Origin of the sequence: Streptomyces sp. R33 (genome assembly GCF_041200175.1) — a bacterium.
GTDB classification, from domain to species: domain Bacteria; phylum Actinomycetota; class Actinomycetes; order Streptomycetales; family Streptomycetaceae; genus Streptomyces; species Streptomyces katrae_B.
In genome coordinates this window covers 7,970,192-7,982,893 of the sequence record NZ_CP165727.1, presented here as the reverse complement: position 1 = coordinate 7,982,893, position 12,702 = coordinate 7,970,192, and the positions used below count along the sequence as shown (strand labels likewise).

7 protein-coding genes and 1 pseudogene are annotated in these 12,702 nt (G+C 72.1%); 3 read left to right on the top strand and 5 right to left on the bottom strand.

Features of this window, described 5'->3' with window-relative positions; all coding sequences use genetic code 11:
* Positions 1 to 67 precede the first annotated feature (67 nt).
* From AB5J51_RS36610 to AB5J51_RS36600, 3 genes are all read right to left on the bottom strand, one after another.
* Entirely contained in the window at positions 68 to 964 is an 897-nt protein-coding gene (locus AB5J51_RS36610) for a hypothetical protein (protein ID WP_369779691.1), read from the bottom strand.
* 430 nt (positions 965 to 1,394) lie between these two features.
* Positions 1,395 to 3,467, bottom strand: coding sequence for a dynamin family protein (locus tag AB5J51_RS36605; RefSeq protein ID WP_133899178.1), 2,073 nt, complete (start codon positions 3,465 to 3,467; stop codon positions 1,395 to 1,397).
* Positions 3,467 to 5,260, bottom strand: coding sequence for a dynamin family protein (locus AB5J51_RS36600; protein ID WP_369779690.1), 1,794 nt, complete (start codon positions 5,258 to 5,260; stop codon positions 3,467 to 3,469). Before AB5J51_RS36600 ends, AB5J51_RS36605 begins: the two co-directional genes overlap by 1 nt.
* 469 nt (positions 5,261 to 5,729) lie before the next feature.
* On the opposite strand from AB5J51_RS36600, the gene AB5J51_RS36595 reads away from it, so the two are divergent.
* Positions 5,730 to 6,281, top strand: coding sequence for a hypothetical protein (locus AB5J51_RS36595; protein WP_369779689.1), 552 nt, complete (start codon positions 5,730 to 5,732; stop codon positions 6,279 to 6,281).
* Between the two features lie 45 nt (positions 6,282 to 6,326).
* On the opposite strand, the gene AB5J51_RS36590 is transcribed toward AB5J51_RS36595, so the two are convergent.
* Positions 6,327 to 7,214, bottom strand: a complete 888-nt coding sequence (locus tag AB5J51_RS36590) for a PIG-L deacetylase family protein (protein ID WP_053787363.1) — start codon at positions 7,212 to 7,214, stop codon at positions 6,327 to 6,329.
* Between the two features lie 272 nt (positions 7,215 to 7,486).
* Here AB5J51_RS36590 and AB5J51_RS36585 point away from each other — a divergent pair, with 272 nt between their 5' ends.
* Both AB5J51_RS36585 and AB5J51_RS36580 read left to right on the top strand, forming a co-directional pair.
* Positions 7,487 to 9,928: a helix-turn-helix domain-containing protein gene (locus AB5J51_RS36585; RefSeq protein ID WP_369779688.1), complete on the top strand. Its 2,442-nt coding sequence runs from the start codon at positions 7,487 to 7,489 to the stop codon at positions 9,926 to 9,928.
* A gap of 283 nt (positions 9,929 to 10,211) precedes the next feature.
* Positions 10,212 to 11,153, top strand: a complete 942-nt coding sequence (locus AB5J51_RS36580) for an alpha/beta hydrolase family protein (protein ID WP_369779687.1) — start codon at positions 10,212 to 10,214, stop codon at positions 11,151 to 11,153.
* 177 nt (positions 11,154 to 11,330) lie between these two features.
* Here AB5J51_RS36580 and AB5J51_RS36575 read toward each other — a convergent pair.
* Positions 11,331 to 12,518 (bottom strand): annotated as a pseudogene (locus AB5J51_RS36575) (adenosine deaminase); the annotation flags it as partial.
* Positions 12,519 to 12,702: the final 184 nt, after the last annotated feature.

Here is a 12,702-nt window from a genome sequence, read left to right as displayed (position 1 = left end):
GGAAGAGAGGTTCGGCGGGGGTGGGTGGATCGGCGGTGCGTGGTCCACCCACCCGGATGCGCCCGGCTCAGCCGCCGAAGCGGATGGACTTCACGGCCGGGAATCCGATGGCGGCCAGATCCTTGACGTCGCCCTGCACCTCCTGCGACTTGCCGGTGCAGTTCGGCCCGTCCCAGAGCTTGGCGGTGCCGCTGATCTGCAGGGAGCCGGAGAAGCGGACCGGCTTGCAGCCAGGGCCGGCGATGCCCTCGGCCGGGTCGGCGAAGTTCGCCGAGTTGAAGAAGGTGGCACTGGTTGCGGGCTTCACCGCCCCGGGAGCCGGGGTGCCGCCGCCGTTCTGACCGGCGCTCCCGCTGCCCTGGCCCGCCTTCTTGCCGTCCGGCGTCACTCCGAACCAGGTTCCCCCCACGCCCTGTCCGTTGGTGGCACCGGGCTTGGTGTCCTTGCTGAACAGGTAGACCGGCCAGCCGCCGATCGTCACCTGGAAGGCGCCGTCGCGCGGGATGAAGCCGATCGCCGATTTCGGGATGCCGTCGAGGAAGACCTTGCCGCCCTTGGCGACCAGGTACGGCGGCCAGGTGCTCGCGCAGGCGTCGAGGCAGGTCGACTTCGAGGGCTGCGCCGAGTCCTTGTCGAAGCGGTACAGCGTGAACCCGGCCCCGTTGATCACCACCGGGTCGAGCGTGCCCGCCTTGCCGGCGGACAGCTGCACCCAGGAGCGGGCCACTGGCTTCTTGGGAACCGCGGCAGGAGCGGCGTCCGGCGCGAGGTCGCCCGTGTTCGGCTGGGCGTTGTTCTGCTGGGCGGTGCCGTTCTGGAAGGTCAGTTCGGCCGCGGAGGCGCTCGGGGAGGCAGCGGCATCTGCGGCCCCGTCGTTGCCGTCGCCATTGCAGGCGGAGAGCAGGAGTACGCCGGCGGTCGCGAGAGCGGCGAGGGAAGCGGCACGGGCACGAGTACGGAACATCGGAATCCCCTTGGTGGTTCGGTCGGTTCGGTCACCCCGGCGGGTCCGGGGGCGAGGACACTGGAGACACGGAGCTCCTCCCGGCCGAGTTCTGTCGTACGGCCTCTGAGACACGACGGTGACAATTCGCGAACCCCCCGATGACGGAAGGAGCCGCCCCGCAACCACGGATCCGGCCCCGGCATGGCGCGCTGCGCAGCTCGAGCCGCGGTGCCCTGCATCACCGGAGCCGGTCGCCGCGGCCGTCGATGCGCTGCGGCGCTCTCCGGGGTCGGGTCGCCGCACATGCCGAGGGGGCGCCGTGCGCCTCGGTGGAACCGGTACTGGGGCTGCAGGCCGTAGAGGGCCTGGGCGCCGGCTGACAGCGAAGCGGCCGCCGCCGGTGCGCGCCCGCGCCCAGGCCTGCGAAGTCCCCTGACGGCGCCTGCGGCTACACCTGGTCCCGCTCCGCCTCGGAGACGAACGGCTGCAGGAACGTCGCGATGTGCTGCTCCACATCGGTGATCCGCTGCTCGTACGCGTAGAGCTGATCCCGCATGCCCGCCTTGGCCTGCTCGTCCAGGCGGGACTCCTCGATGTTGCGCTGGACGATGCCGATGAGGTCCTGGAGCTGGATGTGGAGCGTTTCGCTGATCCCGCCCCACACCGCGCGCAGGTCGGCGGCACGGCTGTCCGCGTACTGGCGGGCGGTCAGGCCCGCCGAGTCCTTCACGTGGTCGGAGAATTCCTCCGCCGCCCGCGATTGCAGCTTGCCGTTGGCGAAGATGACCGCCCCCGAGGCCAGCAGCGGTCCCACGGCCGCGCCGATGGCAAGTGCCACGCCGACCGGGGGAAGGGCCAGGCTGACCAGGCCGGCCGCTGCGGCGGCGGCCGTCCCGCCGACCACCGCCGCACCGCTCCCCGCGCCGATCGCCATGAGTGAGCTCGGGCGGAACAGCAGCGGCACGTCGTCGTGGTGGCGGCGCCCGTCGCGCCCGTGGCCCTTCCCCGCCGCAATGGCGAGCGTGTAGAGCAGGTCGTTCTGGTCCCGGATGGACTGCGTGTTGCCGGTGAGTTCCGCGCGGAGCTTGTCGAGGAGGGTGGCGTGCGCCCTGATCAGCGGTTCGAGCTGGCGCACCAGATCGGCCTGCCGCTGCTCGATGAGCTGGTCGAGGTCCTGGGTGCAGAAGACCTGCATGCGTTCCTGGAGCCTGACGGTGTACGCGTCCATCAGCTCGTGCTGGGCTGCGACGCGGCCGCCCTTGGTGAACGACCGGACGGCTCGGCTCAGGCGTCCCGGGCCGCTCGTGACGTGCCAGTCGCCGATCTCGTGGCTGACGTCGATCAGGAACGCGCTGAACTTCAGCTGCAGTTCGTTCTCGATGTCGAGGATCTTGCCGCCGACGATGTCGCGGATCGCGTCGGCGCTGGCGCGCAGCTGGTCCTGGGTGGACTGGCTGCGGTCGAGGAGTTCGCGCAGCTCCGCCGTCGACTTCATCAGGATCGCGCCCTCGTCGTGCAACCGCACCCGCAGGTTGACGGCGTTGTGGCGCAGGAACTCGGCGAGACGTACGAACTTCACCCGGGCCGCGTCGCGCATGCAGAAGACCTCGAGGGCGGACTCCAGCCGCCCGATCCCCGATGCCTTCAGGCCTTCGGCGTCTCCGTCGATCCGCGACCGCAGGGCCTGGAGGGCGCTGATGAAGAAGACGTTGGCGGCGGCTGTGGAACCGGATTCCCCGCTGAGCTCGGCGACCGCGTTGCGGCAGCGGCTCATCACCTCCGCCCGTTCCTCCTCCTCGATCCGGTCGAACTGGTTGACCACGAAGAAGATGTCGCGGTGCCCGAGCTTCCGGACCCGGGTGAGGTAGTTCTCGGTCTCGTGGAGGGTGAACGGCCGTCCCGCGTCGGTGACGAACACGACGGCGTCCACCTCCTCCAGGTACCGGAGGGTCACCAGCTCACGGTCGGAACTCTCGTTGATCCCGGCCGAGTCCACGATCTCGACCGACCTGCGCAGCAGCTCCAGCGGCTGCTCGACGACGGCCAGCGCGAACGAGGGGGTGCGGGGTGCGCCGTACGCGTCGATCTGGAGGGAGACCTCCCGTTTGAACTCCTCCGTCGTGACGGCCGTCTCGACGCCCTGCCGGTCCGCGTCCCGGTAGAGCCAGGCCCGTTCGGTCTCGCCCCAGCGCAGGACGGTGGTGAAGGCCGTGGCCGGATTGGCCTTGGTCGGCAGCAGCCGCTTCCCCAGCAAGGCGTTGATCAGGGTGCTCTTGCCGCTGCTGAACTCCCCGAGCACCATGATGCGGAACGTCTCGCGCTCGAAGACCGCCCCGTTGATGCCCAGGTCCAGGGCCGCGCCCGCGCCGCCGGGCGGGGCGATGACCGCCGCGGCCTCACCGGCCACGTGCTGCAGGCGCTGGTAGTACGACCGCAGTGTTCCGATGTTGTCGCTCCAGCCGCGGAACTGGGCGGCCGGTGATTCCTGGCCGCCCGGTAACTGCCGGTTCTCGTGCGCCATCAGGTCCCTTCCAGGGGAGAGAGGTGGGCGTGCACGGAGCGGCTCAGCGACCGCGCCGTGCTCTGCAGTGAACGCCAGTGGTCGAGGGACTCAGGCTGCGCGGCGACGGCTGTCGTGTGCAGCCGCCACCACTGCTCGTCGCGGTCCCGTGCCTGGCTCAGCAGTCGGTCGTACACCTGCCCGATGCGGGCTTCGGTCCGCGCCACCTGCTCCGTGAAGGCCGCCTCGACGATCCGTTCCAGATCGTCGATGGCGCGTTCACGGCGCTCGGCCTGCCCGTGCTCGAGCGCCTCCGTGACCAGGGCCGTGCCGGCCGCTCCCGCGATCTGCGCGACGACCTCGGTGGAGACGGGAGTCAGCACGCTCTCGATGGCGGTGCCGACGAACTCCGGCAGCCAGGAGGCGTCCCAGCCTGTGGCGTTCTGCGACTCCGCGGCGGCCGCCGCGTCGGCGACACCGGGCAGTGCCGCGGCCGGCACGACCCGCCCGGCGCTGGGAGCGGCCAGTCCCTGGAACAGTTCCTCCCCGGGCCTGTTGCGGAGCAGGATGGTGCGCAGCCGGCGGGTGTCCTCTTCGAGCACCCGGTCGACGGTCCCGGTGATCCACGCCTCGAACTGCTGCAAGGCCTCGGCGGTGTACGGGATCGCGTGGAGGCGGATGAAATGCTGCTCCTCGGGCGTCTCCAGCATCCGGGAGAGGCGCGCCGCGAGTTCACGCGCGGCGGCGGCCCGTCGCCTGCGCGCCTCGGCGGCGATCGTCTGGACGAGCGAGGCGCGCCACTCCCCCGCGTCGGCGCTGAGCACGATCCAGTGGAAGCGGGCGCTCTCGTGGGCCGTGTGCCAGATCTGTGCCGCCCGCGTTCTGACGGGGTCGGTCCGGTGCACGTCCGTGAGCGCCCGCGCGGCGGCCTCCTCGACCAGGCCGCAGGTGGCCGCGAGGAGGTGCAGCCGGCGGATGGTCCGCAGCGCGCGGCGCAGCCGGATGCCGGCCAGCTGGCCCAGGGCCGCACGGAGCGGGGCGATGCCGTCGGGCTCCCCGGGCCCCTGCCCCTGTGCCGTACCGGGCGCGGGGACCGGTCCGGGCAGCACCAGGGCCTCGGGGGCCAGTACTGCGGCGAGGTGGTTGACGCGTCGCAGGATGTCGGCGGCCTCGTCCTCGACCTCGGCGAGCTTGGTGACGACGACGGCGAGCGGAGGGCTGTGCGGAGCGGCGGCGAGTGCCTTGATCCGGGCCTGTTCGGTGGCGAGCATCGCTCGGCGCGCCTCGGTGACGACGACCACCACGTCGCAGTCGCCGACGATCCTGGCGAGGGCTGCGGTGTCGGGCTGCCGCACTCCGGACCAGCCCTCCCAGCCGGGGGTGTCGACGATTTCCACTCCGGCACGGGCCGGCCAGGAAGCGGAGGACACCTCGACGCGTACGGTACGCAGTCCGGCCGGGCCGGGGGCCTCGGGGCCGACCTCCTCCGGGGCCCGGGGAGCCCCGACTCCGGCGGACTCGGCCACCGCGCCGGACTCGGCGGTGAACGGGCGCACGACGACGGGCGGCCCGTCCGTCGGGTGTACGGACACCGGCAGGCAGGCCGTACCGATCAGCTCGTTGACGAGGCGGGACTTGCCGACGTTGCTGCCGCCGATGACGCAGATCCGGGCCCGCGGGGACTGGGCGCGCCGGGCCGTGCGGCGGATCAGCGAGGCCGCGGAGTCCGCTCCGGCCCGGTCCGCGAGCAGGGCCACCTGCTCGGCGAGTTCACCCTGCAGCAGCTCCCGTTCGTACTCCCCCGGACCGACCACAGCGCCGCCACCCCACCCCGTCAGGACCTCCCCGGCGCGACCATGATGCCAACCGATGCCGCCGTGCGCCGCCCGTTCGGCGGGAAGGAGCTGCGCGACCACGGGGTGGAGCCGGTGCACCCGGCGGGCGACCGACCGGCCGGGTCCCGCCCGGCCGACCGGCCTGCAGGACGAACGGCCCGGACCGGCGTCGGCCTCGCGTGTCCCCCGGTTGCATTAGCCTCCGACCATGCCAAGCAATGATCGATCCTTCATTCAACACGGGCGGCGCGCGACGATCGGCCTTGTCCTCGGCCTCGTCGCACTGACCGGGTGCGGTCCGAGGAGTGCCGCTACGCCCCCGGCCGCCGGAGCGGCGCCGTCGGCTTCCGCAGCGGGCAGGGCGAGCCCTGCCGCGAGCCCCGCGGTCAGACCCCTGTCCTTCAGCTACCACGCACACGGCGAGCGGGAGTTCATAGACCAGACACTCTTGATCGACAACGACGGACGCACCGGTGTGGTGCCGACCCTGACGATCACTGCGGTGGACGCCGCGGGCAAGGATCTGCCCGACGTACGGGTCAGGACTGCCTACGGAAGCGACCGGGGCGGCCTCGTCGTGCAACACGGCAGGGCCTACGACATCCTGGCCTTCAGCGGAGCGGAGGCCGACCGGGTCGCCGACGTCCGGGTGACCGTCAAGGAACTCGTCCCGGCAGATCTTCCGGCTGGTTCCTCCGCCATCGAGGCCAAACCGGCAGACGCAGCCGGTCAGCCCATGAGCAAGTTCGATGCCTTCGACCAGGTCATCCTGAAGAACCCGAACGCCACCGCAGTGTCGGTCCGCGTCGTCTATCTGGTCTACGACCAGCCGAAATCCGGAGCGTCCCAGCAGGTGGCCGAGGTCGTCCCGATCGGCGGGCTGACCACGATTCCGGCCGGGGCCACCTCTTCTGTCACTGTGTCGGGGGATGCCAAGGCAGCCGTGCAGAAGTTCTCAGGTGGTCCCGCCGTCAGCGTCAAGGCCTACTTCTCCCGATAGCAGGCCATTCGGCACCGCCGGCCGGGGAACGAACCGGCGGCCCGGTCACATCTTGCCGGGGCGGTAGCCGGACGGGAGGGTGTACACGAACTCGCGGGGGTCGCCGTGCGCCGCCTCCAGCTTCTCGTAGGCGCTGTGGTAGCCGAGGGCGTAGAGGTTCCGGTCCGGGTCCCAGGTGTTGTAGCAGTAGATCGAATTCTTCTTGCGCGTCATGTGCGAGGCGGGGATCTGCAGCACGTGGGAGGCACCGTCGGCGCGCTCCCCGTACGGACGGTCGTACGCATAGATGTGGTTGAAGCGCACGTCGCTGATGGTCCCGTCGTTCATCAGGCGGTAGGCCGCGTCACTGCACGCCTTGTGGGTGGCCGTCACGTCCAGCCAGCCCGCCGAGAACTTGTGCGAGGCGCCGGGGTACTTCTTGGCCAGCGACCTGACCTTCGACGTGACCGCGTCCACGAACTTGCCGTACGTGGCATCGCCGTGGGCACTGTCGGCGAGGTTGAAGTTGATGACCTTGTCCACGCCGAGTGCCTTGGCCGAGGCCGTGAACTCGGCCGTCCGCGCGGGCACGATCATGCTCGCGCCGTCCGTGGGCCACTTCAGGTCGTGCCAGTGGCCGGGGGCCGCGCACTTGCCCTTCAGACCGCAGTCGCCGACGTTCATCAGCCTGGCCAGCTGGTCGTTCTCGCCCCGGCTCACCAGCACGAGGTAGACCGGCCGGCCCGCCGCCTTGTGCTCCAGGATCGATCCGGCCATGCCGATGGCCTCGTCGTCCTGGTGCGGGGAGTAGAAGATGGCCGGCGGGGCGGCCGCAGAAGCCTTGGACGGGGCAAAGGCGTTCTGGGCCACCGCGGCCGCGGTCAGCGCCCCGGCGGCCAGGACCCGGCGCCGGGAGAGGACGGCTGAGGTGATGCGGTGCTCGTGAGCAGGCATGTGTGTTCCCTCGACATGGTTCGACTTGGTCGTATCGCTCGCGGTCTTCGGTGACCGCACCGGTTCGTTGACCCCCGGCCCTCGCCGGCTCCGGACACCCGACGGGCCCGCCCCCGGTCCCCCGTCCGGGGAAACCACCCCGGACCGGAACGAGTCGAACACGAAGAACAGGCCCGTTCCAGGCGGTTTCACCTGCAGGATTACCGATTGGCATACTTCTGCCGGGAAGCAGCTCGTCAGGCTGCGCCACACCGACCGGGGGACCCCGAGCCATGGCCGAGGACACGATGCGCACTCCGGACGGAGGGCCGGGCAGCGGGGACTTCGCGCGGCTGCTGCTGGGGCTGCGCCGACAAGCCGGGCTCAGCCAGGAGGAGTTGGCGCACACCTCGGGCGTGAGCGTCCGCGCCCTCTCGGACCTGGAACGCGGGCGGACCCGAGGGCCGCAGCGGCGCACCGTGCAGGCCTTGGCGGACGGGCTCGGCCTCGACCCCACCGCTGCCTCCGCGCTGGAGGAGGCGGCCCGCCCCGGCCGGCCCCGCCCCCGTACCCGCGCTCCGCGGACCGCATCGCGGTCGGCGTCCGGAGCGGCGGCCCACCATCCCCCGGCCCACGATCCCGAGGCTCACCAGCCCCCGGCTCAACGCCTCCTGGCCCAGCACACTTTGGCCCTCCCCCGCGACCTCGGCGACTTCACCGCCCGCGGCCCCGCCCTGGACGCCCTGCGCGCCCTCGCCCGTGACATCGATCCCGCCCACCCCGCGGTGAGCGTCATCTCGGGGCAACCCGGGCTCGGCAAGACCTCCTTCGCCGTGCACGCCGCCCACCGGTTAGCCCCGTACTTCCCGGACGGGCAGTACGCCCTCGACCTGCGCGGGATGGACCCGGAACCGGTCACACCCCGGGACGCGCTCGCCCGGCTGCTGCGGGCGCTCGGCGTCGCCGAGCAGGCGATTCCGGCCGGTACGGACGACCGGGCCGGGCTGCTGCGGTCCGTGCTCGGCGACAAACACGTGCTGCTTCTGCTGGACAACGCGGCGGACGAGGAACAGGTTGGCCCCCTGCTCCCCGGCACCGGTTCCTCGCTGACCCTGATCACCAGCCGCCACAGCCTGGCCGGTCTCGCAGCAGTGCACCGTACGCACCTGACCCCGCTGCGCCGCGAGGAGGCGGTGGAACTGCTGACGCGGATCCTCGGCCCCGAGCGCGTACGCGAGGAGGCGCAGGCAGCCCGTGACCTCGCGGACCTCTGCGGGCACCTGCCCCTGGCCGTCCGCATCGCCGGTCAGCGCCTGGCCGCCCGCCCGGGCGAACGCCTCGCGAAGCTGACCGCCCAACTCGCCGCCACGGGCCGCCGACTGGACGGGCTTCGGGCCGGGGGCCTGGAGATACGGGCCGCGTTCGCCCTGTCGTACGAGCGGCTGCCCCCGGCCGCCAGGAAGCTGTTCCGGCGTGCCGCCCTGGCCTCCGGCCCGGGATTCGGCCCCGAAGCGGCGGGCCTGCTCGCCGGAATGCCGACGGGCCGGGCGGCGGCATGTGCGGAGGAACTCGTCGACGCCGGGCTCCTCCAACCCGAACCGGCCGCCGAACGCTACCGGTTCCATGACCTGCTCAAGCTGTTCGCCGCCGAGCGGCTGGCCGCGGAGGACGAGCCCAGGGTCTGCGAGGCGGCCCGGGACCGCGCCGCCGCATGGATGCTCCGCCGGGCCACCGCGGCGGCCCACCGCTTCGATGCGGACCACCCCGACGAAGCGCCCTGCGCCGATCCCGATCCCGCGAGCGCCCCCGCCGATCGCGACGCTGCCCGTGCGTGGTTGGAGTCCGAGCGGGACGAGTGGCTCGCCGCACTGCGCCGGGCCGCGGAGACCGGACGGCACCGGGACGTCATCGACGCGGCGCAGGCCATGCACTGGTTCTCCGACCTGACCCAGCACTGGGAGGAATGGGCGCAGGTGTTCCGCCACGGCGTCGACGCGGCCCGCGCCCTGGGCAGCAGGCAGGACGAAGCCGTCCAGCTCAACTACCTCGCCTGGGCCCGCAGCCTCTGCCTGCACGACCACCAAGGCGCCCTCGCCACCGCGGACGCGGCGCTCGAGGCGGCGCGCGAGATCGGAGACGGGCTCCAGACCGGCTGGGCACTGGGCTACGGAGCGGGGGCGCTGCACCGCATCGGCCGCCGGGAGGAGTCCCTCGACCGGCTCCGCGAGGCGGCTTCGCTCCTGCACTCCGAGAGCTCCGACCAGGCACGCCTCGCCGAACTGACCGTACTGAACACGCTGGGCCACAACCTGCGGCACTACGGTCGACCCGAGGAGGCCCTGGCGATCCACCGGCGCATCGAGGCGGTCTGCCTCGCCGGGGTACCGGGCCGGCAGCCCGAGCTCGCCGAGCTCTACCTGGCCAGTGCCCGCCACCAGATCGGCAACGACCTTGCGGCACTTGGCCGGCTCGACGAGGCAGAGGCGCCCCTCCGGCAGGCCCTGGCCCACTTCCAGTCCGCGCACATGCCCGCCTGGAGCGAACCAGTCCGCCTCGACCTCGGGATCCTCCTGCGCGGACTGGCCCGCGGCGGCGAAGCCCGGCGGGTCCTGCTCGCCGCCCACGACGGCCTCGCCGGTCTCAACAGCCCCCGCCGGTCAGAGGCGGCCGCGGAACTGGGCGCACTGGGCGGCGTTGCCGAGGCAGACCCGATGCCGACGGAGCCCACGGTCTAGAGCTGCGCCACCTGCTCGTCCAGGGGAGTTCGCCGATCGCGCCGCGCGTCCTTTCGCCCCGGTCCGACCGCGTCCCCGCACCCGTCGGCCGTCATCCGCCGCGGCATTCCTTCCATGCCCGGACCTTGCAAAGCGGAACAGCGCTCCATATCGTTAACGGAGCAAGGTTCCGGTTCGGTCGGGATGGCAGACCGGAGGGCCTACGCCCACGCCGTCCCCTGCCATCGCGCCCCGCCGGGCCGCCGAACCACCAGTGCGAAGAACCTCAACGGAAGGCACCTCCATGTCCGACGCGAACACCACGTACGCGCAGAAGCCGGCGCACGCGCTGCCCACGGTGGTCTCGGCAAAGCCGATCGTCCTGCCCGCCCCGGACCGCGGCGAGGACCTCCAAGTCCGCGTGTCCGCCCCGGCGTCCGGCGGCGATCTGCCCGTCATCGTCTTCTCGCACGGCTTCGGCTGGTCGCTGAACGGCTACGCGCCGCTCGCGGACTTCTGGGCCGCCCACGGCTTCGTGGTCATCCAGCCCACCCACCTCGACTCCCGGACGCTCGGCATCCCGCACGAGGACCCTCGTACGCCGCGGATCTGGCGCATCCGGATCGAGGACCTCACCCGCGTACTGGACGAGCTCGACGTACTGGAAGCCTCCGTGCCGGGCCTCGGCGGGCGGATCGACCGCAGCCGCATCGCCGTCGCCGGCCACTCCTGGGGAGCCCAGACGGCGAGCGCGCTGCTGGGAGCGCGCGTCCTCGACTCCGACGGAGTTCCGGGCGAGGACATGTCCGACCCCCGGGTCAAGACGGGTGTGCTGCTCGCCCTGACCGGCCTGGGCGACGACCTGACCCCCTTCGCCGTGGAGAACCTCCCCTTCATGAGGCCGTCGTTCGACACCATGACCCCGCCGGCCCTCATCGTCGCCGGGGACAAGGACCAGTCCATGCTGTCGACGCGCGGACCGGACTGGTTCACCGACCCCTACACCTACAGCCCGGGCGACAAGAGCCTGCTCACGGTCTTCGGGGCAGAGCACTCGCTCGGCGGCATCCCCGGGTACGAGGTCGCCGAGACGACGGACGAGAGTCCCGCCCGCGTCGCCCTGGTCCAGCAGCTCACCACGGCGTTCCTCCGCAGTGTCCTCCACGGCGAGGACACCGGCTGGAAGGCGGCGGCCGCCGCCCTGGAGAACGCCCCCGACCCCCTGGGGAAGCTGCAGAGCAAGTAGGCGACATGGCCTTGGACGTCCTGTGCGTGGGCCAAGGCGGCAGGGTCGCGACCGGCCAGGTTCCCCAGCGCCGCCTCCGTCCGGATCCTCTCGTAACCAGTACGGCCGTGAGCACGGCGCCGCTGGTCCGATTGGCCGGTCCTCCACCGCTTGGGGCCGGGGACTCGGCCACCGGGGTCAGGGGGAGCCGGGGCGGGTGTCCCGGGCGTGGGCCGCCTCGAAGCGGTGGAAGGCCGCCTCCTGGCGCCACTCGGCCTGCGCCTTGGGGCTGGCGGCCAGGAAGTTCGCGCACCGCACGCCCGGGCGCTCGGCGCCCTGGTGCTCGCCGGCACACGGCCCGGTGGGCCGGTAGCCGGTGCGGACGTCACGGTTCCACAGGCCGCGGCCGGGCAGGAACGAGTGACGCCCGAGACCCGCAGGATCTGCTCGTTGCTGTGGAAGGGGACCTCGACCGCGATCCGCTGCTCGGCCATGTAGCGCATGAGGGATTCCCAGCGGTCCTCGTGCAGGACGGACACGCCGTGCCCGATCCGCTCGGCGCGGCCGGTCTGGGCGGCGTCCCTGATGTGGAAGGTGAGGTCCTCCGGCTTCACCAGGCCGGGCACCAGCTCGCCCGCGTGCAGGGTGATGTGCGCCTTCGGGTACTGGGTCTTGAGGTAGTTCAGCATCCGCATGTGCAGGCGGTAGTCGCGCAGGGCGACTTCGCCGTCCTCCGGCTGCACCAGGTTGACGGCGACGAAGCGCGGGTCGCGCTCGGCCAGCCGCATGCCGAGCGCCATCTGGGTGAACACCCGCTCCGGAGTGCCGAGGCGGGCGCCTTGGGAGATCCAGCGGTACGGGAGGGAGCACGCCGCATCGGGACGCGGGGTGTCGCAGTGCGCGGCGGTGCGGAACTCGGTGTCGGTGGCGTCGGCTTCGGCGCGGGCCTGCCGGACGACCGCGTCCAGGCCGCCGTCGGCGAGGAGCTTGTCGTGCATCCGGTCGAGGTCGGCGTCGTAGCCGACCCGGTCGGCGAGGTCACGGGCCGGCCCGGAGGCCGGGGAGATCACGGTCTCCAGGTAGAACTGGTTCTGCCGGGCAGCCGTGTGTGGCGACCTCGGCGAGCATCCGGCCGGGGTGCCGCCGGGTCGCCTCGATGAACTTGTCGAAGGTCGCGAAGAAGTGGTCGTGGCCGTTCCCGTCGGCCGGGAAGTCCTGCATGGACCAGGCGCGGATGACCTGCCGGCGGAACGCCGCGTCGGAGACGGCGTCGGCGGCTGGACGCGTTCCCGGCCCGCACGGCGGGGGCACCGCGGTGGTGGTGCCGGTGGTGATGCACAGGCCGTCCCGGGCGGCGAGTTCGATCAGGAACTCGGTGGTGACCGCAACCACCCTCGCCGCGCAGTCGGATCAGGGGGCTGATCAGGCAAAAGCAGGCCGACACCCTGGAGGCGCCCTGCGTAAGGCTGCGAGGTGCGCGAACATGGTTCCAGGAAGCGCTGGCCGACACATCCGGACGGTCTTGAGAGCCGGGCCGTGTAGCGCTTGGTGATCCGGCACGCACATGGCT